At 73.3% G+C, this 25,491-nt stretch carries 19 protein-coding genes; 12 read left to right on the top strand and 7 right to left on the bottom strand.

Features of this window, described 5'->3' with window-relative positions:
* Positions 1-248: 248 nt before the first annotated feature.
* Together recF and dnaN are read right to left on the bottom strand one after the other, a co-directional pair.
* On the bottom strand, positions 249-1,400 hold the full coding sequence (gene recF / locus WME96_RS42155; protein ID WP_437287173.1) for a DNA replication/repair protein RecF: 1,152 nt from the start codon (positions 1,398-1,400) through the stop codon (positions 249-251).
* Positions 1,397-2,527, bottom strand: a complete 1,131-nt coding sequence (gene dnaN, locus WME96_RS42150; RefSeq protein WP_437287172.1) for a DNA polymerase III subunit beta — start codon at positions 2,525-2,527, stop codon at positions 1,397-1,399. The genes recF and dnaN overlap by 4 nt, the downstream gene beginning before the upstream one ends.
* 625 nt (positions 2,528-3,152) lie before the next feature.
* Between dnaN and WME96_RS42145 the strand changes: the two genes are divergently transcribed.
* Positions 3,153-4,658 carry a serine/threonine-protein kinase gene (locus WME96_RS42145; RefSeq protein WP_437287171.1) on the top strand — a complete coding sequence of 502 codons (1,506 nt, stop codon included), beginning with the start codon at positions 3,153-3,155 and terminating at the stop codon, positions 4,656-4,658.
* A 24-nt stretch (positions 4,659-4,682) separates the two neighbouring features.
* Complete coding sequence (locus WME96_RS42140; protein ID WP_437287170.1) at positions 4,683-5,339, top strand: ATP-binding cassette domain-containing protein; 657 nt, start codon at positions 4,683-4,685, stop codon at positions 5,337-5,339.
* Positions 5,340-6,233: 894 nt separating this feature from the next.
* Here WME96_RS42140 and WME96_RS42135 read toward each other — a convergent pair.
* From WME96_RS42135 to zapA, 4 genes are all read right to left on the bottom strand, one after another.
* A complete protein-coding gene (locus tag WME96_RS42135) occupies positions 6,234-6,356 on the bottom strand; it encodes a hypothetical protein (protein WP_437287169.1) in 123 nt (40 codons plus the stop codon).
* A 405-nt stretch (positions 6,357-6,761) separates the two neighbouring features.
* Positions 6,762-7,406 (bottom strand): ATP-dependent dethiobiotin synthetase BioD, encoded by a 645-nt coding sequence (gene bioD, locus WME96_RS42130; protein WP_437287168.1) that lies wholly within the window; start codon positions 7,404-7,406, stop codon positions 6,762-6,764.
* Between the two features lie 47 nt (positions 7,407-7,453).
* Positions 7,454-8,620: an aminotransferase class I/II-fold pyridoxal phosphate-dependent enzyme gene (locus tag WME96_RS42125; protein WP_437287167.1), complete on the bottom strand. Its 1,167-nt coding sequence runs from the start codon at positions 8,618-8,620 to the stop codon at positions 7,454-7,456.
* A gap of 65 nt (positions 8,621-8,685) precedes the next feature.
* A complete protein-coding gene (zapA, locus tag WME96_RS42120; protein WP_437287166.1) occupies positions 8,686-9,015 on the bottom strand; it encodes a cell division protein ZapA in 330 nt (109 codons plus the stop codon).
* Positions 9,016-9,186: 171 nt separating this feature from the next.
* Here zapA and WME96_RS42115 point away from each other — a divergent pair, with 171 nt between their 5' ends.
* A complete protein-coding gene (locus WME96_RS42115) occupies positions 9,187-9,801 on the top strand; it encodes a hypothetical protein (protein ID WP_437287165.1) in 615 nt (204 codons plus the stop codon).
* 31 nt (positions 9,802-9,832) lie between these two features.
* On the opposite strand, the gene WME96_RS42110 is transcribed toward WME96_RS42115, so the two are convergent.
* Positions 9,833-10,594, bottom strand: a complete 762-nt coding sequence (locus WME96_RS42110; protein ID WP_437287164.1) for a hypothetical protein — start codon at positions 10,592-10,594, stop codon at positions 9,833-9,835.
* A gap of 254 nt (positions 10,595-10,848) precedes the next feature.
* Between WME96_RS42110 and WME96_RS42105 the strand changes: the two genes are divergently transcribed.
* The 9 genes from WME96_RS42105 (at position 10,849) to WME96_RS42065 (ending at position 25,469) form a co-directional block, all read left to right on the top strand.
* Positions 10,849-11,187 carry a DUF167 domain-containing protein gene (locus WME96_RS42105; RefSeq protein WP_437287163.1) on the top strand — a complete coding sequence of 113 codons (339 nt, stop codon included), beginning with the start codon at positions 10,849-10,851 and terminating at the stop codon, positions 11,185-11,187.
* Positions 11,184-11,981 (top strand): diaminopimelate epimerase, encoded by a 798-nt coding sequence (dapF, locus tag WME96_RS42100; protein WP_437287162.1) that lies wholly within the window; start codon positions 11,184-11,186, stop codon positions 11,979-11,981. Before WME96_RS42105 ends, dapF begins: the two co-directional genes overlap by 4 nt.
* Entirely contained in the window at positions 11,978-13,867 is a 1,890-nt protein-coding gene (locus WME96_RS42095; protein WP_437287161.1) for a diguanylate cyclase domain-containing protein, read from the top strand. The genes dapF and WME96_RS42095 overlap by 4 nt, the downstream gene beginning before the upstream one ends.
* A gap of 29 nt (positions 13,868-13,896) precedes the next feature.
* Positions 13,897-15,501, top strand: coding sequence for a DUF4388 domain-containing protein (locus WME96_RS42090; RefSeq protein ID WP_437287160.1), 1,605 nt, complete (start codon positions 13,897-13,899; stop codon positions 15,499-15,501).
* Positions 15,502-15,658: 157 nt separating this feature from the next.
* Positions 15,659-16,771 (top strand): alanine dehydrogenase, encoded by a 1,113-nt coding sequence (ald, locus tag WME96_RS42085; RefSeq protein ID WP_437287159.1) that lies wholly within the window; start codon positions 15,659-15,661, stop codon positions 16,769-16,771.
* Between the two features lie 17 nt (positions 16,772-16,788).
* The gene (locus WME96_RS42080; RefSeq protein WP_437287158.1) at positions 16,789-17,886 is read left to right on the top strand and encodes an isocitrate/isopropylmalate dehydrogenase family protein; all 1,098 of its coding nucleotides are present in this window, start codon (positions 16,789-16,791) and stop codon (positions 17,884-17,886) included.
* 230 nt (positions 17,887-18,116) lie between these two features.
* Positions 18,117-21,869 (top strand): response regulator, encoded by a 3,753-nt coding sequence (locus WME96_RS42075; protein WP_437287157.1) that lies wholly within the window; start codon positions 18,117-18,119, stop codon positions 21,867-21,869.
* Between the two features lie 109 nt (positions 21,870-21,978).
* Positions 21,979-24,273, top strand: a complete 2,295-nt coding sequence (locus WME96_RS42070) for a sulfatase-like hydrolase/transferase (protein ID WP_437287156.1) — start codon at positions 21,979-21,981, stop codon at positions 24,271-24,273.
* 428 nt (positions 24,274-24,701) lie between these two features.
* Positions 24,702-25,469, top strand: a complete 768-nt coding sequence (locus WME96_RS42065) for a hemerythrin domain-containing protein (RefSeq protein WP_437287155.1) — start codon at positions 24,702-24,704, stop codon at positions 25,467-25,469.
* The last annotated feature ends 22 nt before the right edge of the window (positions 25,470-25,491 follow it).

Here is a 25,491-nt window from a genome sequence, read left to right as displayed (position 1 = left end):
TGCGCGGATCGCTCGTCGAGGCCCCGTAAAGACTGCGGAAATGTAGCTGAAATCAGGGGCTCGGGCAAGCGTTTCGCCGGGTCCGGAGGCCTTGTAACACCGTATTTTCAGCGCCTCGCGCGGGCGCGTCCGGAGCATTCCAACTCGCGCCCTGAGGGGGGTGGATCAACGCCTCTGGCCGGGGTCGCGGTGCCCTGTCGGCGCCCGCTCCGCCGACGCGCATCACCCCCGCGTGCCCGCCGCGCCCGCTAGCTGAGCGCGCCGCCCTCGACGTGGAAATCGCGGCGTTCCGAGGAAGGCACCCCCGGCGTGACGATGAGATCGCGCCGCGTCGTCGTCAGGAACACCTGTCCGCGCGCCATCCCTAGAAACAGGAACAGCGCGGCCGTGCGGTCGGGGTCGAGCTCGCTGGATACATCGTCGAGCAACAGAATGGGTTCTACGCCCCGGACGGATGCAATGGCGGCGGTCTCGGCCGCCTTGAGCGACAGCGTGAGGGCTCTGTGCTGACCCTGGGAGGCGACAACGCGGGCAGGGTGCCCGTCGAGCTCGAGCAGCAGGTCGTCGCGGTGCGGACCGAACCCGGCGCTCGGCCGGTGGGCGTCCCGGCGCCGCTGCTCGCGCAGCGCCTCTCGCGCCTGCTCGGCGTCCCCGGAGCCGCCCGGCGCGTACCGCGCGGCCAGCCTCAGGTCCGGCGCCGCGATGCGGGCGAAGGCGTGCGTGAGCTCCGGCGCGAGCGCCTGGACGGCGGCCTCGCGGGCGCGGGTGAGCGCCGCCCCGTGCAGGGCGCAGAGCTCCTCGAACGCGTCGAGCTCCGAGCTCGCCTGCGCCGCCGCGCCCGCGCCGCGGTGGAGCAGCTCGTGCCGCGCGCGCAGCGCCTGCGCGTAGCGGGCCCGGTGGTCGGCGCTCTGCGGGTCCATGAACAGCGCCAGCCGATCGAGCAGCGTGCGCCGCGCGCTCGCGGGCCCGGTCGACAGCGCGAGCTCCTCCGCGTGGAAGGCGACGACGGGCGATCGCGTCGCGAAGCTCGCGAGGCTCGGCGGCCGGTTCCCGTCGATCTTCACGACGCACCGCTTGTTCTCCACGGCGGCGGTCTGCTCGCGGGCGAGCGGCACCAGCGCGTCCCGGCGCTCGACGAACCGCGCCCGCGCGCTCGCGACCGAGGCCCCGTGGCGCACGAGCTCCGCGGCCTTGTGCGTGCGAAAGCTCCTGGAGGTCGCGGCGAAGTAGATCGCCTCGAGCAGGCTCGTCTTGCCCTGCCCGTTGTTGCCGGCGATCACGTTGAGGCGCGGCGCCGGCTCGATGTCCACGCGCCCGAGGTTGCGGAACTCGCGGATGTGGAGCCGCTCGAGGAGCAAGCTCGGGGTTCGTCCCGGGAGCTCGTCGTGGGGCGCGCTCAAATCCGCATCGGCATGATGACGGCGACGTAGCTCTGCTGGTTCGACTCGCTGCCGGGCCGGAGCACGGCGGGATCGAGCTCGCCGGAGATGCCGAGGACGACCTCCTCGTCGTCGATGGCCGCGAGCACGTCGAGGAAGTACTTGGCGTTGAAGCCGATCGTGACCTCGGGCCCGCCGTAGTCGACCGACAGCTCGTCGAACCCGGCGCCGGTGTCCGGGCTCTCGCTGGTGATGCGGAGCGTCCCGGGCGCGATCGACAGCTTCACGCCGCCGGTGCGGTCGTTCGCGGCGAGCGCGATGGCCTTGAGCGCCTCGGCGAACTGCACGCGGGGCGCGCGGACCGAGCGCTCGGTGACGGACGGGATGACCTGCTGGTAGGGCGGGAACTGCGCGTCGACGAGCTTCACCGAGAACTGCATCCCGGCGATGTTGAAGAACGCGTTCGGGCCGCTCTGGGTGATGGCGACCATCGGCGTCTCCTTCTCGGCGCGCGCCTCCTCGGCGAGCCGGCGGAGCTCCGTGATCGCCTTGAGCGGGATGAGCATGGTCGCGGTGGCGGAGCTGCCGGAGACGGTCGCCTCCATCTTGGACAGGCGGTGGCCGTCGGTGGTCACCATCCGGACGCGATCGCCGGCCCACTCGAACAGGGCGCTGTTGACGTGTGCGCGCGTCTCGTCGGTGGAGATCGAGAAGTGGGTCCGGGTGATCAGGAGCGCGAGCTGCTCGACGGGCAGCTCCAGCGAGGGCGCGTCGTGGGCCGGGGCGGGGAGCTGCGGGAACTCCGAGCCGGGGAGCCCGGGGAGCGTGTAGCGCCGGGGCGATCCGACCGCCTTGAGCGACGTGTGCGCGCCCTCGGTGGTGGTGATCTGGACCGGGCCGTCGGGCATCGCTTTCACGCGCTCGAGCAGGTCCCTGGCCGGGACGGCGACCGAGCCGCCGGTCTTGATGTCCGCCTGCGTCTGGCCAGTGACCCCGAGGTACAGGTCGGTCGCGGCGACGCGGACGGCGTTGCCGTCGGCGGCGAGCAGGACGTTGGCGAGCGCCGGCATGGCGCTTTTCTTGTCCGCCACGCCTTGGCAGCGCGCGACGAGGCGAAGCAGATCTTTCTTGGGGATCACAAGGTCCATGGCCGACTCCGGAGCGCACCCTTTAGCAGGGTTATCGCCCGGGTGTGGGCGCGAAATGACCGCTCCGATGACCTTGCGCGACGCCTCTTCTTTCCATGAAATAGATAGATAAAGACAACGTCTTCGTCGTAGGCGCTGTGGAGGGCGGGGATAACTCGGAATGAGCAACGATTCCCATGGGTTAGAAGCGGACGCCCTGGGGTAAATGGACCGTCCTCAGGGGTAGGAGGAAAGGGGACAGCCGGAGGGAGGCTCGTCTCCCCCGCTTTGTCCCCAGGGTTCTCGAAGGGGTTATCCCCAAGATCCCCCGGGAGGAATGCGGGAATGTAGAGCGAGCACAGCGATCGCGCCCTGGCCCACGTGCGCTGTGCGGTTCCGGCCGGCACCCGGATGGAGTATTGCAGAATGTACGGACTTGAGTTCGGTGCGGTGCATCCACTGCGGTAACCACCACGACGTGGCGGCGGTCGTGTGTCCGGCGACCGGGCTCGTCATCGATCCGAGCGGAGCTCCATCGTGGCGTGGACGAGCGCGGGCTGGCGCCGCGGTTGTGGACGCCGTGCCCCGACCGGCCGCGCTGCTGCCCGGGTCGGCGTCCCCCTCCCGGAGGGACGTTCCCGCCGCGATGCCCCGCCTGGCGACCCGCAGCGGCACGCGCCCTGAGCCGGGCGCCGGGGTGTCGCGATCGCCGTCCCCCTCCGGCGCGGACCTGGGGATGGCCGCGTGGTCCAGGGGTGACGGCGCGGGCGCGACCTCGCTCGGCCGCTCGCTGCTCGGCCACGTGATCGGTGACAAGTACGGGGTCACCGCGATCATCGGGGAGGGCGGCATGGGCGCCGTCTACGAGGCCGAGCACCTCCAGATCGGCCGGCTGGTCGCTGTCAAGGTGATGCATGCGCGGGAGACGCAGCAGCGCGAGGCCATATCGAGGTTGGAGCACGAGGCGCGCGTCGCGGGGCGCATCGGCCACCCGAACATCTGTGAGGTGTACGACATCGGGCGACTCCCTGACGGCAGCCCCTACCTCGTGATGGAGCGCCTGCACGGCGAGACGCTGGCGCAGCGGATCGAGCGCTGCGGTGTGGTGCCGCCGGGAGAGCTCATCGACATCATGCTTCAGGTCCTCTCGGCCCTGGTGACCGCGCATGAGCGGGGGATCGTCCACCGCGACCTGAAGCCGGAGAACATCTTCCTCTCGGAGCGCGCCGGGATGCTGCCGGTCGCCAAGCTGCTGGATTTCGGCATATCCCAGGCCTCTGGCGTGGACGGGGCGGTGATGGATCTGACCCGCACCGGCATGGTGATGGGCACGCCGTACTACATGGCGCCCGAGCAGGCCCGGGGCGACGTGGAGCTTGACCATCGGCTCGACCTGTGGGCTGTCGGCGTGATCCTGTACGAAGCGCTGACCGGCCAGCGTCCATTCGTCGCGCGCAACTACAATGCGTTGCTCGTCCAGATCCTCACCCTCTGGCACCGCCCGGTGACGGAGCTCGACCCGTCGATTTCGCCTGCCTTGTCGAGGCTCGTGGATCGTGCCCTGGCGAAGGCGCGGGAAGAGCGGTTCCAGAGTGCCCGCGAGTTCCAGGAGGCGCTGCGGCGGTTCAGGAGCCAGGCGCCGGCGCCGCAGCGGCGCCGGCCGGAGCGCCTCTCGGTGCAGAACATCGTCGAGGAGCGGAACGACGACGGGACCATGATGTTTGCTCGGGTCGCCGGCGACAGGGGTGCTGGCGATCCTGGACAGATCCTCGTCGCGAGCGGTCGCGTGCCGCCGGAGCCAGCGAGGCAAGGATCTCGGCCGTCGGAGCCGGCGAAGCAGGGAGCTCGGACGTCGGCGGGCAAGGGGGTCCAGCTACGCCACAGCGTGTGGTCGTCGCGGGCTCTCGAGGCCGCGACCGGCGGGGTCCCGGGGCGCCGGCGGAGCGAACCGGCGCCGGAGCTGGCGGGCGGCCAGGCACGGGACGATGAGACCGAGGACCGGCCGACGATCCCGTCGCTGCCTCCGCTCGCGCGGGGTGACGATCTGTCCGACGACACGGAGGCGACCATCGTGGATCCCACGCCGTTCCCGGAGGACATGACCACGCTCATGCGGGGTGAAGACTGGGCGCGAGACGGGGACCAGAGCTGAACCGGACGTGAGCGGAGGAGCGAGGTGAGCGCTGTGGGGACGGTCGAGCGCGTTGTGGCGCGGGGCATCGTGAAGACGTACGGGACGACGGCGGCGCTGCGCGGAGTGAACGCGACGATCGAGGCGGGGCAGTTGACGCTCATCGAGGGCGCGAACGGGTCCGGCAAGTCGACCTTGCTCGGGATCCTCGGCACGGTGGTTCGTCCCACCTCGGGCACGATCGTCTACGAGCCGTTCGGCGAGGACGCCGGGCTGGCCCGCGGCAGCATCGGCTGGCTCTCGCACGAGTCGCTGGCGTATCCGGATCTCTCGGGCCGGCAGAATGTGGAGCTGGCGGCCCGCTTCCACGGACTCGATGCTCACGAGGCGTGGCGCTATGCGGAGGAGCGCTTCGAGCTGGGGAGCTTCGCGACGAGGCCGCTCCGCACGTGCTCGCGCGGCCAGCGACAGCGCATCGCGCTGGCGCGAGCGCTGGTGCACGATCCGTCGCTGGTGCTTCTGGACGAGCCCACGACCGGCCTGGATCGCTCCGGGGTGGCGCGGCTCCTCACCGTGGTCGAGGCGGAGGTGGCACGAGGTGCGGCCGTGGTTGTCGTCTCGCATGAGCCGGAAGTGTTCCGGGGTCGAGCCGCTGCCCGTCTGATGCTCGAGCGGGGGCGCGTCGTCCCCGCGGCGTCCTGAGGCCCGACCTGGGAGGAGCGGGCAGCTCCGGAATGGATGAGCGGAGAGCGGGCTCTTTCCGCCGGGCGCCGCGTTTCTTCCCCGCACGAGCTGCTGCCTTTCGGACGCTCGAGCGGGGTCGCATCGTCTTCGAGGCGCACCGGAGCGAGCTGCGCTGCGGCGACGGGAGCCGGTGCCCTGGGCTCTTCTTGGCGCTTTTGGCGTCCTCGGCGGTTCGTTTCGGGGCTGCGTCATCGTCGGTGTTCGAGTGCCTCGAAATGCCCTTGAACGGGCCCGTGTACATCGTGCCGATCGTCGCATCGCCGGGTGAGCTGCGGAGCATGAGCGACTCGGCCCAGGCGGCGTTCACGACACCGTTCGTCACCGCCTGCTCGGCGACATCGGTCTGCTGGGGCGCGAGACCTGCGGCCGCGGCGCCGCGGTAACGCCCGCGAAGGGAAGGAGGGCCGAGGCGACAAGGGCGCCAGACCCGGGGGTCACCGAGGGTCCGAGGCGACAAGGGCACCAGACCGGGGGGGCCACCGAGGGTCCGAGGCGAGAAGGGCAACCGTGAAGCGGCTTGGGGCAGCCGTGAAGTGGTTCATCGCGACCGTGAAGCGGCTTGGGGCAGCCGTGGAGCGGTTCATCGCGACCGTGAAGCGGTTCGTCGCGACCGTGAAGCGGATCGCGGCATCACGGCCGGCTTGGCCCTCAGCGTCGCTTCGCGCACGCCGGGGCAGGCGATGCGGCCCTGCGTGCTCCCCGCGCACGCCTCGCAGACAGGCGCATCGGACCGTCGCAGGCCGCCGGCTTCGCCATCGCCGCGCTGCACGCCTCGAACGTGAGCCGGTCCAGGCTCGACGCGTCGCGAGGCCGGGGGTGCGGGGGCCCTGGAACCGGGCGTTTTGACGCGGTTCATCCCGCTCGGTGCTCTGGCCTGGCGAGCAACATCAGGCGCGAGCAGGCCGGGACCAGCGAGCGGGCGGACGTGCAGCAGGCGACCTCGTGGAAGATGCCGCGCTGGTCGAGTTCAGCCATCACGAGCGCATCCGCGGCAAGGGCGCATGCGAGGTCTGCGTTCGTCAGTCGAGGTCAACACTGGGGTCGCGCCCAGAGCGAGCCGCTGCTGCTGGTACCGCCGCGGTCGCATCCTCGTCGACTCCTCATGAGCTCAGCGGGAAGACCCGGATAGTTTCACGTGAAACAGGGAGCGTCGGCCTGGCCGTCTTCGAGTTGTCCCCCGGCCGCTTCGTGCTCGAGCCCGCGTCCGCTGCTTGCGCAGCGCATCCTGGACCAGCCCATCGCGCGTCCGTCGAGAGCTCCCCGAGACTGCCGACAGCTCTCCGGTCGCCCGCCGGACGGGTGTCGTCCCGACGGCCGACGGCATCGAGGAACGCGCCAGGTACCGCGCTTCGCCCCTCGCGAGACCTCCGAGACCGGCTCTCAGAGTCCGAGGCGCGCCAGGGCGAGCTGCGCTGAGGCGAGCGAAGCCGGCGCCGTGGGAGCAGCGCGCGGCATCACCACGGTGTTCGACGTGATGCCGAGCGACTCGAGCTCCCCAGCATTGGTGCCGGTCGACGCATCGACGGCCGCGGGCGGATTCAGCACCACCAGCGCCGGTGGCAGGCCGGGGGCGAGCGCACGCAGCACCAGAAGACAGGAGGCGACCTCGTGGAGGATGCCGAGTCGGTCGAGACCCACCAGCACGAGCGCATCCGGGGCGAGCGCGCGCACGAGATCGGCGTTCGCGAGGCCAGGTCCGAGCGGGGACAGGAGCGCCCCGGCGCTCTCGACGATCACCACGGGAGCCGGTTGCCTGGCGACCCACGCGGTCGCGACGTCCAGCGAGATGGCGACCCCACACCGGCGCGCGGCCAGGTGAGGGGAGACGGGCTCGGCGAAGCGGTAAGGCGCGGCTTCCGGTTCGATCGAGCTGACGAGGGCGAGCTGATCAGCATCGGTCGTCGATGCGCCGTCCACGCCCGACTCGATGGGCTTCAGGCCGGAGACCTGGGCGCCGCGCGCTGCCAGCGCCGCGACAAGGGCGACCGAGACATGCGTCTTGCCCACGCCGGTCCCCGTGCCCACCACCGCGACCCGGAACTGCCCTGTTTCACGTGAAACAGCACGGCCCCTCACCGCATCGCCTCACGGAACCCAGCGAGGGCGCGCTCGACATCCGTTTCGGAGAGGGACGCGCTCGACGTGATGCGGAGGCGCGACGTGCCTGCCGGAACCGTCGGCGGGCGGATCGCCTGGACCAGGATGCCCTGCCGCGCGAGCCGCTGCGACATCTCGACCGCAACGCCGGGCGACTCTAGGACCCAGGGGAGGATCGGACCCGAGGACCCCGGCAGCAGCCGGGCTCCCAGCTCTCGCAGGCCAGAACGGAGCCGGTCGGTGACCATCACGAGGCGCGCCCGACCTGCGTCGTCCGCAGCGGCGCGGCGCACGCGATCGACGGTGGCGAGCGCCACCATGGGGCTGATGCCGGTGGAAAACACGAAGCTCCTGGCGCGATTCCACAGGTAGGTCCGCAGCGTCGAGGACCCCGCCACGAACGCGCCGTGAAGACCAAGGGACTTCCCGAGCGTGCCAACGAGGACGTCCGGGCGAACGCCCTCCTCGGCGCACAGGCCAGTGCCGCTGGGACCGTAGACGCCAAGGGCGTGCGCCTCGTCCACGATCAGGGCGGCGTCATGACGGTCGCAGAGCTCCCGAAGGCCGCGGAGATCCGGCGTATCCCCATCCATGCTGAAGAGCGACTCCGTCACGACCCACCGGCGACGAGCGCCCCCGGCGCGGGCGAGGGCGGCCTCGAACGACGGCAGATCGCCGTGGCGTACCACCTCGACCGCCGCCCTCGACAGACGGCAACCGTCGATGATCGACGCGTGGTTCAGCGCGTCCGAAACGATGACATCCCCGGGCCTGGCCAGCGCGGCCAGGGTACCCACGTTGGCCGCGTACCCCGACGAGAACAGGAGTGCCGCCTCCGCTCCGAGCCAGGCAGCCAGCTCGCGCTCGGCGACCAGATGGGCCTCCTGCGTCCCGCTCACCAGCCGCGATGCCCCGGCGCCGCTCGCCGCCTCGTCCGCCGATGAGCACGGGAGACCGGCATACCCGAGGTAATCGTTGGAGCACAGCACCAGCATTCCGGCGGGAGCCGCGGCGACCGGCGGGGTGCGCAGCAGCCCAGCGCGGTCCAGCTCGGAGAGCTCGTCCTGGAGGTGGCGAAGGGCGCTCATGCCCTCGGGGCCTGGGCTGGGGATACGAACAACGTCGTCCACGGGGGCAGGCATGGCATCTCCAGTCGGCAGCAAGGCGGGTCAGCGGGGGGTCGCCCAGGACCGGCGGCGACTCCAGCTCAGGGCGTGCTGTCGCTCGCTTCGCCGGACGACGATGTCTCGGCGCCGGCGCCGAGCACCGCGTCCACCCGCTGGAGGATACGTCCAAACGCGTCCCGCGCCCGTCCGGCGATCACAGACGCCCGGGTTCGCTCCTGCTCCAGATCGTGCGCGAGCGCGATGGCCGCCAGCAACATCGCTTGAGGCGTGACAGCGCGGCCGGCGGGTACGACGGTGGCGAGCTTCTGGTCGACGACAGCAGCGAGCCGCTGGAGCTCCTCATCGCTCGCGGAGGTCACCACGCGGTAGGTCTGACCACCTACCCGTAGCTGTACTGTGCGGCGCGCCATGGCCCCCGGACGCTACCATGAACCCCACGCGACGCGCAGGGCGGGCTGCACCGCACGAACGCGCGACGCGCCGTGATGCACCTCGACCGCAGGCCCGGAAAGCTCGTGTCCAGTGCATCAACGGCGGTTTGAAGCGCGCTCTCCAGCAGCGCCCTGTAGCATCGCACCACCATGGCCACGGCGGTTCGCCCAGCACTCTCGGTTGCCGCGCTCCTGGGGATCGTCCTTACGCACGGCACAGCCCGCGCCGAACCCCAGGCGAGCGTCGGTGTCACCCTGGGCGCCGCCGGCGCCGGCCTGGATCGGCACCTCTGGGACACCACCCTCTTCCACGCCGGCTTGAGGGGAGACGTCCTGTTCGGCCGCGCCGCCAACGACGAGTTCGGCGTGGGGCCCTATGCCGAGGTGCTCACCCACGCCTTCGACGAGATCCAGCTCGGCGCCGGCATCTCCGCGCTCGCCCCGGTTCTCGACCTGTTTCCGCTGGTCGTCTCGACGGGGCTGTACGGCCGATGGAGCGGGGATGCCGAGGGCGCGGAGCCGGGCGTCGCCGCGGCGCTCTTCTGGGGCGGACGCAGCTACAACTTCCACTCCAGTTACTCGGTGAGCGCAGGGCTGCTCGCCCAGATGCGGATCGGGCTCGGCGCCTCGAAGGAGACCTCGGTCGTCCTCGCGGCCCAGCTCGACGTCGCGCTGCTGGGCCTCCCGTTCGTCTATGCGATCAACGCCATCAGGGGGCCGTCACCCGAAGCGGCGCCGGTGCGCCGAGCTGAACCGGCGCCGTGACGGCGCCCCGTTCGAGCCCCCTTCGGACGCCTCAGAGCCCGAAGCCCGCGATGTGCTCGGCGCAGGTCTGGCCCAGGTTACGGCAGTCCTCGACGCCCCGGCTGCCGGCGCAGGTCTCCTCGAGCTCCTCGAGGTCCTCACACTCCTCGATCGAGGCGCCCTCGCAGCACTCCGGAGGGATGGTGTCGACACACCGGCTGCAGTTGAAGCACACCTTGACGGGGTAGGACCACTCGGGGGTCTCGACCTCCTGGCCGCCCAGCGTCCTGCCCCGGATGACGATCGTCGCCAGCACCTCGACGTCGCGCCGGAGCTCCGCCGCCTGGACGCGCAGGTCGTCCATCGTGGCGCCGTCGATGAGAAGGACCTCGGTGCAGTTGTAGCCGGCGTTGCTGGACGTGCCGGGGTCGACCACGCCGCTGATCGGGACCACGTACCCCTCGTTCACCGGGTTCCCCTCCATGTCGGAGAGACGGACCTCGGCCTCGTAGAGCTCGACGCGCGAGGTCTCGGTGCGGAGCACATCCGAGTCGCCGCGCTGCACGATCTGGTTGCCGACGAGGAGGAACGCGCTGTGGCTGCCCACATAGGCGGAGTCGATCGCGTCATGGAACCAGGCCGGCTCGCTCGGGCTGCAGCCCACGAAGCATTCCCCCGTCCTCTCCATGGCCAAGCGCTGGCGGATGAACAGGCTGCTCTCGTTGTCCGCGCAGGCGGACGCGAGCAGGCCACCCGACGCCGTGAGCAGCGCGAGCGCACACAACCTCGTCAAGAGGCCGGGCGATGCGTTCACGGACCCTTCTCCTTCATCAGTCATGGCAAACGCCTCCACCGCGGAAATGAGCATCAGCGGCGAACATTGAAAACCGCTGGCGCGAGTCGCCCCGCCCGTCGCGGCTGCGCGAGCCGGCCCACGACCCGGTGATAAAGAGTAGCGGGTCCGCCCGCCGGGCGGCAAATTCGCGGTGTCCGCCCGGCGAGCGGCGTCACAGCGCCTCGCGGGAATCACGCGTGAGCTCCCAGATACGCTACGATGCCGGCGGCGAGATGAGCAAACCCGAGGAGAGCGGCGCCGCCCACGACTGGAGTCGCCTCGCGATCACCGTGCGCGGCGACGACGTCCGCATCTCGGTCCAGGTGCGCCCGAGGTCGTCGCGCTCGGCCATCGTCGGGGTGCGCGAGGGCGCGCTCGACGTGGCGCTGGCCGCGCCGCCCGTCGATGGCGCCGCCAACGCGGAGCTCGTCAAGCTGCTCGCGCGCGCGCTCGACGTGCGCCAGAGCGATGTCCAGATCGCCCTCGGCGCGAGCGGCAGGAGCAAGGTCGTCGCCGTCCGCGGGCTCAACGAGACCGAGGCGCGAGAGCGGCTCGCCGGGGCGAAGCGATGAAGGAACACGTCGTCCATTTCGAGAAGTGGGAAGGCCTTGGCAACGACTTCATCCTCGTCGAGGCGGTCCCGATGACCGCCGAGGCGGCGCGGCGCCTCTGCGATCGCCGGTTCGGCGTCGGCGCCGACGGCGTGCTGGTCATCGACCGCGAGCGGCCGCGCATGCAGGTCTGGAACGCCGACGGGAGCCGCCCCGAGATGTGCGGCAACGGCATCCGCTGCGTCGCGGCCTACCTCGTCTCCCGGGGGACCCCCCAGAAGGCGCTCTCCATCGCGACCGACGCCGGCGACAAGCGCTGCGAGGTCACCCGGGTCGGCGACCGCTTCGACGTGCTCGTCGGCATGGGACGCGCCCGCATGGGCGAGCCGCTCGTCGTCGCAGCGCTCGGCGCGGAGCACCGGTTCGCGACCGTGGACGTCGGCAACCCGCACGCGGTGACGTTCGATCCCACCACGGAGGACACGATCGACGAGCTCGGGCCGATCGTCGCGACGACGCCTGCAGGGGGCATCAACGTCGAGTTCTGCCGCGTTCGACCGGCCGAGCAGGGCGAGGCGGCGTGCATCGACGTCACCGTCTGGGAGCGCGGGGTCGGCCGCACGCTGGCGTGCGGCACCGGCGCCTGCGCCGTGGCCGCGGCGGCCTGCGCGCAGGGGCGAGCGCCTTACGGAGCGCCCCTCCGCGTGGTGCTGCCGGGCGGCGCGCTGCGCATCACCGTCGCCGCCGGGTCGCTGGAGCTGCTCATGCAGGGCCCGGCGCGTCGGGCGTTCTCGGGCGAGGTGGTGATCGCGTGACCGCCTCGGTCGAGGGGGTCTGGAGTCCGAGCCGGGCGCCGGTGCACGATATCTCGCTCAAGGTGCTCGCCGTCATCGCCGACGAGCCGACGCACACGCTGTTCTCGCGGGTCATCACGTCGGACGAGCTGATGCTCGCCAGCGACCTCGCGGAGGGGATCGCGCTGGCCGAGGCCGCCGCGCCGGACGTCGCGTTCATCGACGTCGGGCTCGGGGACGGGGCCGGGCTCGCCATGGTCCACCACCTGAAGGCGCTCGCGCCCGACGCGACGGTGTTCGCGCTGGCGACGAGGGGCGAGCTAGAGGCAGGGGCGCACGCCGTCGCGCTCGGCGGCGCCGGGCTCTTCCTGCTGCCGCTCGGCGGCGACGAGGTGCTGAACGCGGTCGGCTCGGTGCGGCTGCGCTTCGCCGAGCGGGCGCTCCGGATCCAGCTCGAGCAGGAGTCGGCGCGCAGCGCCCGGGCGGCCGGGTGGATCGCCCGCGTCGCGGAGCTCGCCGACGCGCGGGACCGCAACGCCGCGGCCCAGCAGGTCGCCGAGGTGTTCGTCGAGGCGACCGGCGCGGCGGCGGCGGCCGTGTACCTGACCGTGGGGGAGCGATCCAGCGAGCTGACCCGCGCCGCCATGACCGGGCCGCTCGACCGCGCGCCCGCCTACGGGACGGAGGCCGACATCCTCGACTTCGCCCGGCGCGAGCAGCTCGTGGTCGTCCCGCTCGCCCTCCGCAAGATGACCGCAGGGCACCTCCTGCTGCAGAAGGAGCCTGGCCGCAGCTCCGCGTTCCCGTCGGTCAGGCGCCCGGACAGCAGCAGCGCCTCGGCGTCGCGGCGCGCCCCGCTCCTCGACGGCCTCGTCAAGCTGCTCGCCACGCAGGCGACGACGGCGCTCGCCCTGCTCGGCGAGCGCGAGCGCTCCACCGGCGGCGCCGCGATGAAGGACCCGGCGACGAGCGCCTACTCGTTCGCCTACTACGTCGACGTCGCCGGCCGCGAGATCGACAAGGCGCGGCGGTACGGCCGCCGGTTCACCATCGCGACGATCGTGATCGAGCCCGACGCGGCCGCGGCCCCCGAGCGCCCCGGCGATCTCGCGTTCTGGAGGACCACGCCGCCGCCCCCGCCGAGCACGCTCAACCCCGGTCAGGTCGCCGAGCACCTGCTCCGCGCCGTGCGCGACACCGACATCCTGGCCCGCGTCGACGAGAACGAGTTCCACCTCCTCATGCCCGAGACGGCCGGGCTGGAGGCTCACGCCTGCCACCGCCGGATGCTCGCCCGCGTGGCCGGCAGCGAGAAGCGCGCGGGGTACCTGCCGAAGGGGCTGCTCGTCGGCCTCGCCACCTTCCCGCACGACGGGCAGAGCCTCGCGCAGCTCCTCCGCATCGCCCGCCAGCGCGCCGACGCCACCAGGTCGTCGATCGTCCACCGCATCTCCCAGGATCGGCGGAGCATCGGCGAGATCTTCAGCCTGCTCGTGCGCGAAGCCCCGACCGCCGACGGGCCGTTCGCGATCTCGGCGCCCCGCGCGCTCGACCTGTCGGTGTCCGACGCGGCGCTGCTCGCGACGTCGGTGGTCAGGAACGCGCTCCGCGGCGGCGCCGTGTTCATCCTGGTCGCGCACCACGACGGGCTCAGCCTCGGGGCGCAGGTGCGGACGCTCCTCGGCGCGCCGCGCGAGGACGTGGTGGTGCACGCCCTCGATCTCCGGTCGTCGCCGGGCTGCGACGACATGGAGGCGCTCTGCGTCCTGGCAGAGCACGGCGCGTATGCCCTGGTCGGTCGAAACCAGGGCGGGTTCGTGAGGGGTATTCACGCGGCTGATCCGCTGCTAGCGGACTTTCTCGCCGAGCGGCTCGGTCGCGCCGTCGGGCTGCGGGTCTTCGGCTGATCGGAGGCGTGGGTCCAGTGTCTCGCAGGGTGCTGCTGGTTGATTCGGACGTGGACGCGCTCGGCGCGCTCGCGTCGGCGCTGCGGGCGCGCGGGCTCACCGTGGCGAACGCGAACGGCGCCTTCGAGGCCGTGGAGCAGGCGTTCAAGCGGCGACCGGACGTCGTGCTCGCCGCCAGGGCGATCGACGAGGACAGCGCGCTCGCGGACGCGTTCGCCGCCGTCCCCGACCTCGCCGACACGCCGATCCTGTTCCTCGTCGACGGCGCGGAGGGCGAGCTCGGCCCCGACGACGTGCTGCGCGGGGACGTCGATCACATCGTCTCGCGCATCACCGAGGCCTCGCCGCGCGGCTCCAAGCCGACGGTGCTCCAGGAGACCCGCGGCGACCTGGAGCAGGTGCCGCTCGTCGACCTGCTCCAGCTCCTCGCGATGAACCGGCGGAGCGGCGTCCTCGGGATCACCACGCCGGCCGGCGCAGGCGAGCTGCGGCTCTCGGCAGGGGAGGTGATCGACGCCGTCTACCGTCGCCTCGAAGGGGAGAAGGCGCTGTACCGGCTGCTCGGCGAGCGCGACGGGCAGTTCGCGTTCTCGCCCGGCGAGCCGACGAGCGTGCGCCGCATCATCGCGCCGACGTCGCGCCTCCTCATGGAGGCGCTCCGCCAGGTCGACGAGGTCCAGCGCCGGCGGAGCGAGCTCGCGCCGGCCGGCGAGGCCTACCTGGTGACCGAGCCGTCCAGCGACGAGCTCGACCTGTCCCCGCTCCAGGGCCACGAGGCGTTCGGCCCGGCGGGCGGCGACGTCGCCGCGGCGGACGACGCCGGCGCCCCGACGTCGGTGCCCGACGTGACAGCCGCGCTGCTGCCCACCGGCGCGGCCAGGGGATCGATGCCGCCGCCGCCGACGCTCCGGGCGGCGGAGCCAGCCGCGAGCATGCTCGCGGTGACGCGCCACCCGACGACGCCGCCCCCCGCGTCCCTCGGGGAGCCGGCGGAGCGCGCGCTCGTGGCCGAGAAGATCACGGCGCTGCTCCAGATGCCGCACAGCCTCGATGAGCTGCTCGACGAGATCGGCGCGCCGGATCTCCTGATCCTCGAGGTCCTGATCGAGCTCACGGTGGCCGGGAAGGTCCGCCGCATCTCGCTCGCCGACCTGACGACGCCGTTCGCGCCGCCGGAGCACTTCCCGGTGCTCCGGTCGCTGGTGACGCGCCTGGCCCGGCCGGGCTTCGCGCCGCCCCCGCACGTCGTCGTCGCCGGCAGCGCGCGCCGCATGGCGACGCTCTCCCACGCGGTCCGCCGCATCGCGGACGCCGTCGTCCCGGCCGAGCCCCCGCCGCGCGCGCCGCTGCCGAGGCCGCTCGGGGTGATCCGGCTCGGCGACGGCGTCGAGCTCGCCCTGGTCGGCCTCCCGACGGACGAGGGCTTCGCCCCCACCTGGCCGCTCGCCCTGCACGGCGCGGCCGCGGTCGTCCGGCTCGGCGACGCCGGGAAGGAAGCGCTGGCGGCGCACTGCGAGGCGCTGGAGCTCCTGCTGATCGACGCGGAGGCGATGATGGGTCCGCTCGATCTCGCGTCGCCCGGACAGATCACGCTGCTGGTGCGCGCTGCGCTCGAGGCCGCCGCGGGCGTGTGACCCGCCGTCGCGTGCGCCCAGATTGGAGCGAATTTTCCGGGTTTCTCGCACGAAAACCGGCGTTCTCGACCGCCGCTTGCAGCGTTGCAGCGGCAGCTTTCTGCTATCGTCGGCACGCCTCGCCTCGAGCAGTCCGGCGAGGAGAGGAGCGCGCGTCGTGCTGATCGGAGTCCCCAAGGAGATCAAGACACGTGAGTACCGCGTCGGCATGACGCCGGCGGGCGTCCGGGCCCTGGTCGGGCACGGGCACAAGGTCCTCGTGGAGTCCGGCGCCGGCGAAGGCAGCGGGATCTCCGACGAGGCCTACGGGCGCGCGGGCGCCCTCATCGTCCGGTCGGCCGCGGAAGCGTGGAGCGCCGACATGGTCGTGAAGGTGAAGGAGCCGCTGCCCTCCGAGTACGGGCACTTCCGCCAGGGGCTCCTCCTCTATACCTACCTGCACCTGGCCGCCGAGCCCGATCTCACCAAGGAGCTCGCCAGGCGCGGCGTGACCGGCATCGCGTACGAGACGATCCAGCACGAGGACGGCTCGCTGCCGCTGCTCCGGCCGATGAGCGAGGTGGCCGGCAGGATGGCGGTGCAGGTCGGCGCGTCGTGCCTCGAGAAGGAGCGCGGCGGCAAGGGCGTGCTCCTCGGCGGCGTGCCCGGGACGCGGCGCGGCCGCGTGGCGATCCTCGGCGGCGGCGTGGTCGGGCGGAACGCGGCGACCATCGCGGTCGGGATGGGCGCGCAGGTCACCGTGCTCGACGTCCGCGCCGAGACGATGAGCTACCTCGAGGACGTGTTCGGGGGCGCGATCGAGACGCTCTACTCCAACGCGGAGAACATCGAGACGATGTGCGAGCGCGCGGATCTCGTGATCGGCGCGGTGCTCGTGCCGGGCGCCAAGGCGCCGCTGCTCGTGACCGAGGAGCTGATCCGCCGCATGGAGAAGGGGACGGTCGTGGTCGACGTCGCCGTGGACCAGGGGGGCTGCATCGCGACGTGCCGGCCGACGACCCACGACCACCCGACCTACGAGGTGCACGGGGTCGTGCACTACTGCGTCACCAACATGCCCGGCGCGGTCTCGCACACGAGCACGTGGGCGCTCACGAACACGACGATCGGCTACGCGGTGGCGATCGCCAACCAGGGCATCGTCGCCGCGGCGAAGGCCGACCGGGCGGTGGCCCTCGGCATCAACACCCACGGCGGGCACGTGACCTACGGCCCCGTCGCGGCGGCCCACCGGCTGGAGTACGTGCCGGTAGAGCGCGCGCTCGGCTGAGCCCGGAGCGCGACGACGTGGCAGCCGGAAAAAGGAAGAAGATCGCGATCATCGGCGGCGACGGGATCGGTCCGTCCGTCACCGCGGAGGCGAAGCTCCTGCTCGAGCTCTACCAGACGCGAGCAGGGCTGCCGATCGATCTCTGGGAGCTCGACCTCGGCGCGGACCGGTACCTGCGCGACGGGACGACGTTCCCGAACCAGATCCAGGTGGCGATCCAGCGCGAGTGCTCGGCGGTGCTCCTCGGCGCGCTGGGCGATCCGCGGGTGCCGAACCTCGAGCACGCGCGCGACATCCTGTTCGGGATGCGCTTCGGTTACGACCTCTACGCCAACGTGAGGCCGGTCCGGGTGCTGTCGGACCGGCTCGTCCCGCTCAAGGGCCGGACGGCGAAGGACATCGACTTCGTGGTCTTCCGCGAGAACACCGAGGGCATCTACGTCGGGGTCGGCGGGCAGTTCAAGCGGGGCACGGCCGACGAGGTCGCGATCAACGAGGACATCAACACGAGGAAGGGCGTCGAGCGGATCATCCGCGCGGCGTTCGACTACGCGCGCGCGAACGGGCGGACGCGGGTCACGATGGCCGACAAGTCGAACGCGATGCGGCACGCGCACGAGCTGTGGCTGCGCGTCTTCCACGAGGTGCGGGCGCAGTACCCGGAGATCCAGTCGAACCACGTCTACGTGGACGCGCTGTGCCTGTACCTGATCCAGGATCCGTCGCAGTTCCAGGTGATCGTGACGAACAACCTGTTCGGCGACATCGTGACCGACCTCGGGGCGGCGCTGCAGGGCGGGCTCGGCATGGCCGCGAGCGCGAACGTGCACGCGTCCGATCCGGCGCGGGTCGCGCTGTTCGAGCCGGTGCACGGGTCGGCGCCGCCGCTCACCGGCAAGGACGTGGCGAACCCGTTCGCGGCGATGCTCACGGCGGGGCTGCTGCTCGCCCACCTCGGGTGGCCCGAGGAAGAGCGGCGCATCGAGCGCTGGGTCTCGCAGGCGCTCGATCAGGGGATGTGCACGGTCGACGTTGGCGGCACGCTCGGGACGCGGGCTGCGGGGGCATGGGTCCGGGAGCAGATCGCCGCGGAGCTGGGGCCGGGGCCGGGGTGACCGACCGAGGTTGAGGTGACCGACCGAGGTTGAGGTGACCGACCGAGGTTGAGGTGACCGACCGAGGTCGAGGCCGACCGAGGTTGAGGTGACCGACCGAGGTTGAGGTGACCGACCGAGGTTGAGGTGACCCGGGGTGGGCGCCGTGGGCGGGGGACCGATCGCCGAGAAGTTCGGGTGTCCGATCCTCCTGTGATACGGGACCGCCAATGGGCGTAGGATCGAGGGCGGTGGAGCACGCGGGACCGCGTAGCAATGCAGCGGGCGACGCTCGGCACGAGCGGCTGGGCGGGGCGCGGGCCGAGTTCGTGGCGAACCTGGGTCGCCACGTGGCCGAGCTCCGCGCGATGGTCCGGCGGATCGAGGCAGACGACGATGCGCCGCGGCTCGTCGCGGAGCTGAAGCGGCGCCTGCACTCCCTCGGCGCCGGGGCGCGCCTCCTGCGCTTCGTTCGGGTGTCCGAGCGGCTCGCCGAAGGGGAGTCGCAGCTCGTCGCCGCCAACGGGGCGCGGCTGACCAGCGAGGCAGCAGCGGCGCTGCGGAAGGTGCTCGAAGAGCTGCCCGCCCTCGCCTGGGGGCAGTCGGCGGTCGGCGAGCAGGCGCCGGCCCCGCGCGAGCAGGCGCCGGCCCCGCGCGAGCAGGCGTCCGCGAGCCAGCCGGTCGCCCGGAGCACCCGCGCCCGGCAGGACGCCGCGGAGCCAGGCGGCGCGAAGACCCAGGGCACGACCTGGATCGCAGGCGTGAGCAACGGGCGCGCGCTCGCGCCCGAGCCGCTCACGATCGACGAGGACGAGGAGGCGAGCCCGCGCTCGTCCGGCCTGCGCAGCGCCGAGCCGGCGGCTCCCGCCGAGGCGCCGGCGACCGCGGCGCTCGAGGCGCCGATCACGGCGCTCGTCGTGGGCGGCGCGCCGCTCGCCGAGGCGCTCGATCCCGGCGACGCCGACGCGGGGCCGTCGTTCGAGGTGGAGCGGACCGACGAGGTGGACACGGCCATCGACCTCGCGCGCGCGTTCGCGCCGGACGTGGTCCTGCTCGACGCGGACCTGCCGGGAGCGCGCGGGCTCGCGGAGGCGCTCGCCGGCGATCCGCTGACGGAGCTGGTCCCGGTGGTCGCCGTCGGCCGCTTCGCGCGGCCGGAGGACGCGGCCCCCTACGTGGCGCTCGGCGCCGCGCGCGCGCTCGCGAAGCCGGTGTCGCCCGACGCGCTGCGCCGCGCCGCCGCAGAGGCCGCCGCGGCCTGCGTGCGCTCCGACGACTCGCGCGCCGCGCGCGGGCCGCTCGGGCCGGTGAGCCTCGACGAGCTCGGCGCGCGCCTCGCGGAGGAGCTGCGCCGGGGCCTCTGCGACGCCGCGGAGCCGAGGAGCCGCGGGGCGCACGTGGATCTGGGCGACGGGGCCGAGGTGCTCGCGGCGCTCTGGGGCGCTGTGGCGCGCATCCGCGACCTCGTGACGATCCGCTCGCAGGGCGGCGTGCGGTTCTCGCCGAACGGGCCGGAGGGCGCGCTGCCGCTCGCGCCGTGGATGAGCGCGCCGAGCGCCGCCGAGGGCGAGCGCCCGCGGCAGCACAGCGAGGTCCGCGCGAAGGCACCGGCGCGCGGCGCCGGCGCGTCCGCCGCGGCGCCCGGCGTCACGGCGCTCGGCGCGATGGACATCGTGGTCGCGGACGACGATCCGGCGGTGACGTGGTTCCTCGCCGGCGTGCTCCGGGCCGCGGGGGCGACCGTGCACGAGGCGCACGACGGCGCGCGGGCGCTCGACCTCGCGTACCAGACGACCCCCGACCTGGTCGTGAGCGACGTGCTCATGCCGCGCCTCGACGGCTTCGCGCTCTGCCGCGCCCTCAAGCGCGACGTGGCGCTGCGCGACGTGCCGGTCATCCTGCTGTCCTGGAAGGAGGACCTGCTCCAGCGGCTCCGCGACCTCGGCGCCCAGGCCGACGGCTACCTCCGCAAGGAGGCGAGCGCCGCGGCGTTCGTGCAGCGGGTGCACGAGGTCCTGCGGGGCCGGAGGCGCGTGGCCGAGCGCATCGCGACGGGCGGCGAGGTGCGCGGGCGCCTCGACGGCATGACCACGCGGACGCTGCTGTCGCTCTCCTGCGCGCACCGGCCCGACGCGCTGGTGTCGGTGCGCGACGCCGCGTTCCTGTACGAGGTGCTGATCAAGGACGGCCGCCCCGCGGGGGCGACGCGGACGGCGCAGGACGGGACGTTCCACCGCGGCCCCTCGGTGCTCGCGGCGCTGCTCGGCGTCGGCTCCGGCCGCTTCGCCGTGGCGCCGGCGCCGGAGAGCGAGCTCGCGGCGCCGCCGCGACCCGGGTTCGAGGGGACGCTCGCCGAGCAGCTCGTGCCCTCGATCGCCGCGGCCCGGGCTGCCCAGCGGCTGCTCCACGGGCCGCCGTTGATGCAGGTCGAGCGCGTCATCCTGGATCTGGAGGGGATGGGCGCGACCGCGGACGCGACGCCCGAGCCGGCGCGGTCGCTCCTGCGGGCGCTCGCGCGGGGGGTCTCGCCGCGGTCGGTCATCACCGCGGGCGAGTTCGCCGCGAGCCTGGTCGAGGACGTGCTGAACGACGTCGCGGCGCGCGGCGGCGTGCGGCGCGTGATCGGCCGCGACGGGGACGACCTGCTCGCCCCCGCCGTGACGTACGAGGAGGAGACGCTCCGCGGCGCGCGGCGCGCGCCGGAGCGGGCTGCTCCGGCGATCGCGCTGCCGCCGGAGCTCGGCGGGGATGCGGCGGTCGTGTCGTCGCGCGCGCCCTTCGAGCTCGCCGACGACCAGGTCACGGTGGTGCCCGGGTCGGTGGCGCCGATCTCGGCGATGCCGGCGCCCGGCTCGGCGGCGCCCATCTCGGTGGCGCCCGGGTCGGCGGCGCCGATCTCCGTGATGTCCGCGCCCGGGTCGGCGGCGCCGATCTCCATGATGTCCGCGCCCGGGTCGGCGGCGCCGATCTCCGTGATGTCCGCGCCCGGGTCGGCAGTGTCCATCCCCGTGGTGTCGGTCGATGGGGAAGACGAGACGCTCGCGCTCGAGAGCGCGCGCAAGGCCGAGGCGAAGCCGCTGGCCAGCGCCCGTGTCCCGCGGGAGTTCGCGGAGCTCCAGGGCGATGTGCTGAGCGCGCGGGCGACGTGGACCACGCCGGCCGAGGCCGCGGCCCTGGCGAGCGTGACGCCGGCGGTGCCAGGCGTCGCGCCGGCGCCGCGCCGGCCGGGAGCCACGCTGCCGGCGCTGGAGTACCCGAAGCCCGAGCGGCTGGTGACGCTGGGCTCGCTCCAGCCGCCGCCCGTCGTCGAGGCGCCGCCTCCGGCGCCCGCGGCGCTCAAGGCGCCCGCCCCGCCCGCTGCGCGGGTCGCAGCGCCCGCGCCGGCGCCCGCGATCGACGAGTCGCCCACGCCACGCCGGGTGCGCCGGCCGTCCGCCTATGTGCCCACCCAGCTCCCGCCGGCCCGCGACAACCGCATGACCATGTGGGTCCTCTTCGCGGTGGCGGCGTTCGTCTTCGCGGTGGGCGCGCGGCTGTCGCGCGATCACGAGCTGCAGGGCGCCCCGCCCGTCGCCCCCCCGCCAGGCCCGCCCGCCGCCGAGCCCGCTGCGGACGTCGCGCCCGGCGCCGCTGTCACGCCGGCCGTCGCCGTCGCGCCGGGCGCCGCCGCCGTACCGGCCGTCGACGCCGCGCCGACCGGGGTTGCCGCCGGGCCTGTCGGCGAGACCACGGCCAACCCCGTCCTCCCCGACGACTTGCCGCTCACCGCCGAGCACAAGGTCCCCGAGGGGCACGGCATGCTCGAGGTGACCGCCGGATCGGGCGACACGCTCTTCGTGGACGGGCGGAAGGTGGGCACCGGCAGCGTCAAGCTCCCGCTCGCCCCGAAGGCCGGCGTCTACGAGATCCGGGCGAAGCTCCGCGACGAGGAGCGCGTGCGCTTCGCGCTCGTCAAGGCCGGCCGCCTCACCCGGCTCCGCATCGCGCCGCCGTGGCGCCGCTGACCCTCGCCCGACGCGCCGCGCAGGCGGCCGGACTGCCCGCGCCCCCCTGCGCGTCCAGCCACGGGCAGGGAACGCCGCTCGTGATAGAGCACGCCCCGTGCGCGCCCGCGTGACCCGAACTCCCCACCCCTCTCCCGCGCTCGCGCTCCTCTCCGCCGCGGCCGCGCTCCTGTCCGGCTGCACCGGGTGCGAGTCGTCCACCCGCGACCTCCCGGCCGGCGCCGTCGTGGCGTCGGCGACCCCCGCGGCGGCGCCGCTGCCCCCGGCGCGCGACCTCGTGCACCTCGTCGACGAGCTGCCGATCTGCGACCTCGAGCACCGAGGCCTGCTGTTCGATACCGGCGCGGGCGCGCTCCTGGGCCGCTTCGCCTGGCAGGGGAGCGCGCCCACCGGCATCCACGCCGTCGAGCACGCCGGCTCCACCTGGGCGCGCATCTCGGAGCGGCAGATCAAGCTCACGTTCGTCCTGCCGTCCGCGAGCCCCATCTTCGTGTCCGCCCGCGCGGTCGGGCTCGCCTCCCGGTACGCCACCGTTTCCCTGGACGACCAGGTCCTCGGGACGCTGCGCTTCCAGCGCGACCAGATCCGCATCGCCTCGACCTCGATCACCTCGCTCCCCGCCGACCCCGGCCTGCACACGCTCACCGTGCGGTTCTCCGGACGGCTGCGCGAGGGGGAGTCGTTCGCCGACGTCGACTGGATCCGCGTCGGCATCCCCGACGAGGACCCGTCCACCTACGGCCCCCCGACCCTGCGCGACGTCGTCGCGCCCGCCGCCGCGCTGTCGGGCGTCCCGCACCGATCGATCGCGCTGCGCGCCCCGGGCGCCGTCCGCTGCGCCTTCCGTCCCTCCAGGGCGAGCCGCCTCCGCACCGCCGTCGGCGTGCTGGGCTCCGGCGAAGGGGACGCCGAGATCCGCGTCCTGCGCGACGGCCAGGAGCCCATGGTGCTCCACCGCGTCCACGTCGAGGGCGGCGACAAGGCAACCTGGACCGACGTCGAGCTGCCGCTCGCGCCGTTCGCGGGCTCGCTCATCTCCCTCGAGCTCCGCGCCGCCGCCGCGACCCGCGGCGCGCGCGTCCTCTTCGGCGACCCCGTCCTCGCCGGATCGCCGGAGCCGCCGCCGTCCGTGCCCCCGGCGCGCGCCGTGGTGATCGTCGCCCTGAACGGGGTCGAGCGGCCCGATCTGCCCCCCTGGAGCGCTCGCCCGGAGCCGAGCCTCGCGACGCTCTCCGACCTCGCCACGTCCGCCACGACGTTCGACCACCACCGGGCGCCGAGCACGGTCGTGTCCTCCGTGATCGCGTCGCTGCTCACCGGCTTGCCGCCGTCGGCGCACACCGTCACCGACACCGGGGCCCGCCTCCCCGCCCGCACGACCACCATCGGCGCCATCGCGAGCGACAGCAGCGTCCGGACGGGGTTCTTCACCGGCGTCCCCACCACCTTCCGGGCGTTCGGCTTCGGGCCCGGCTGGTCCCGCGTCCTCGAGCACCCGCCGACGAGCGGCGAGCCCGCGACCACCCCGATCGACGCCGCCGCCGCCTGGATCAGCGAGACCGTCCGCCAGGACTCCGCGAACCGCCTGCTCGCGTTCGTCCACGCGCGCGGCGGCCACCCGCCCTGGGAGGTCAGCCCGAAGGAGCTGAACGCCCTCAAGCCCGCCGACTACGCCGGCCCGATCGAGCCGCGACGCGCCGGCCAGGTGCTGGCCAGGCTGCGGAACCGGCGCCGCGATGTCCTCAGCCCCGACGACCGGGACCGCATCCGCGACCTCTTCACCATCGCGCTCGCCGGCCAGGACCGCGCCCTCGGCAACCTCATCGGAACCCTCAAGACCGCCGGCCTGTGGGACGAGACCCTCTTCATCGTGACCGGCGACCTCGCCAGCGGCCGCTCCGACGGCACGCTCTACGCCGAGGGCCTGGACCTCCAGGAGCCGGTCCTGGCGCTCCCGCTTTATGTCCACTTTCCCGGTGACCTTTTCGCCGGCCAGCGCGTCTCTGCCCCGACCGAGATCATCGACATCGCGCGCACCGCGATCGCCTCCCTCGGCCTCTCGTTCGCCCGCAAACCGCTCGGGAAGGATCTGGCGGCCGTCGCCTCGGGCCTCGAGGGCGTCGAGCGCGAGCCCCAGATCGCCGCGCTCGGCGATCGTTACTCCACGCGTTGGGGCAACCTCGTGCTTTCGGGGCGACTCGGCGTTCCCCCCTTTCTCTGCGACCTCGACGTGGACCCGACCTGCGCCTTCAACCGCCGCGACGTGATGCCGCTCGCCACCATGGCCCTCTTCCGGCGCACCGTCACGTTCGACCTGTCCGTGCGCGCGCCCGTGGCGCAGCGGGAACCCGCCACGATCGACGCGGAGACGGCGGCCGTGCTCAACGTCTGGGGCGCGCAATGAGGGCCCGGGACGCGCAATGAGGCCCGGGCGACGCGCGCCCGCGGCCGACGCCCAGCGCTCGCGGAGCAGAGCCCGCTGACGGCGCCCGGCGGCGCGCCGGCGCAAGCGAGGGCGTCCGCGACATCGCGCAGGCCGCGCGAGAGCGCGATCCCGCGACGTCATGATGCCCCGCTGCGAGGCATCGTGCCCCGCTCCGCGCGCGTCGCGCGACGTACGCCCGCGCGCCGAGCGGCGTAAGCCCCGCGTCGAGCGACGTACGCCCGCGCCCGCGCGTGCGCGTGATGCGCTCGCCCCGCGCGCGCCGGCGTGCGCGTGATGCGCGCGCTCCGCGCGCGCCGGGCGGCTGGCATGCTTCGCGCAAACGCCGAGACCCGCACAGGGCAAAGCGCCTCGACGGCGCTTCATCTTTCCGTGAGAGGAGTCCCCGCATGAAGGCGACCGACCTATTGAAGGAGCAGCACCAGGAAGTCGACGAGCTCTTCGAGCGCATGTCGCAGGCCAGCGGCAACGAGATCAACGCGCTGCGCGACGAGCTGGTGGCGAACCTCGTGGGCCACACGGCCATCGAGGAGGAGATCTTCTACCCCGAGTCCCGGGCGGCGCTCGGCGCCTCCCCCCTGATCCCGACCTCGTACGAGGAGCACTCCCTCGTCGACATCATGTTGCAGAAATTGCTCAGCACCGACCCGGGTGACGAAAGCTTTCACGCCAGGCTGAAGGTGCTCAAGGAGCTCGTGCAGCACCACGTCCAGGAGGAGGAGCAGGAGCTCTTCCCCCAGCTCGAGAGCGCCATGGGCGCCGAGCGCCTCGAGGAGCTCGGCGACCGCCTGGAGTCGCGCTTCGTCCAGGTGCGCGAGAGCAACGTCAAGGCGCTCCTGAGCCAGAACGTCGCGAAGAGCATGCCCGCCACCACCAGCCGCCGCGGCCGGGCGGCGAAGCCGGCGGCCCGCAAGGCCGCGGCGGCCAAGCGTCCGCCCGCGAAGCGCGCGTCGACGCAGCGCGCCGAGCCGGCGCGGGGCGCCCAGAAGGGCCGCCGCGGCGCCGCGGCCGCGTCCACGACCGGGCGGAAGAAGGCAGCCGAGACGGCGCCGGCGAAGTCCGGCCGGGCCGCGCCCGCGCGCAAGCCGAGCCGGCCGGCGAAGACGACCCGCACGGGCCGCAAGGGCGGTCGCTCGAGCAGCGCCTCCGCGCGTTGACGCCGGCGCTCGTCAGCGCACG

This window comes from Sorangium sp. So ce406, assembly GCF_051474675.1.
Lineage (GTDB): Bacteria > Myxococcota_A > Polyangia > Polyangiales > Polyangiaceae > Sorangium > Sorangium cellulosum_G.
The sequence above is the reverse complement of the archived record's forward strand: the minus strand, read 5'-3'. Positions and strand labels throughout refer to the sequence as shown.

Bases quoted from the DNA above. Each gene is read 5' to 3' on its own strand.
- dnaN (WP_437287172.1), bottom strand. From the start codon at position 2,527: ATGGACCTTGTGATCCCCAAGAAAGATCTGCTTCGCCTCGTCGCGCGC.
- WME96_RS42145 (WP_437287171.1), top strand. From the start codon at position 3,153: ATGCCCCGCCTGGCGACCCGCAGCGGCACGCGCCCTGAGCCGGGCGCC.
- WME96_RS42135 (WP_437287169.1), bottom strand. From the start codon at position 6,356: ATGGCTGAACTCGACCAGCGCGGCATCTTCCACGAGGTCGCCTGCTGC.
- WME96_RS42125 (WP_437287167.1), bottom strand. From the start codon at position 8,620: ATGCCTGCCCCCGTGGACGACGTTGTTCGTATCCCCAGCCCAGGCCCC.
- zapA (WP_437287166.1), bottom strand. From the start codon at position 9,015: ATGGCGCGCCGCACAGTACAGCTACGGGTAGGTGGTCAGACCTACCGC.
- WME96_RS42115 (WP_437287165.1), top strand. From the start codon at position 9,187: ATGGCCACGGCGGTTCGCCCAGCACTCTCGGTTGCCGCGCTCCTGGGG.
- WME96_RS42105 (WP_437287163.1), top strand. From the start codon at position 10,849: ATGAGCAAACCCGAGGAGAGCGGCGCCGCCCACGACTGGAGTCGCCTC.
- dapF (WP_437287162.1), top strand. From the start codon at position 11,184: ATGAAGGAACACGTCGTCCATTTCGAGAAGTGGGAAGGCCTTGGCAAC.
- WME96_RS42065 (WP_437287155.1), top strand. From the start codon at position 24,702: ATGAAGGCGACCGACCTATTGAAGGAGCAGCACCAGGAAGTCGACGAG.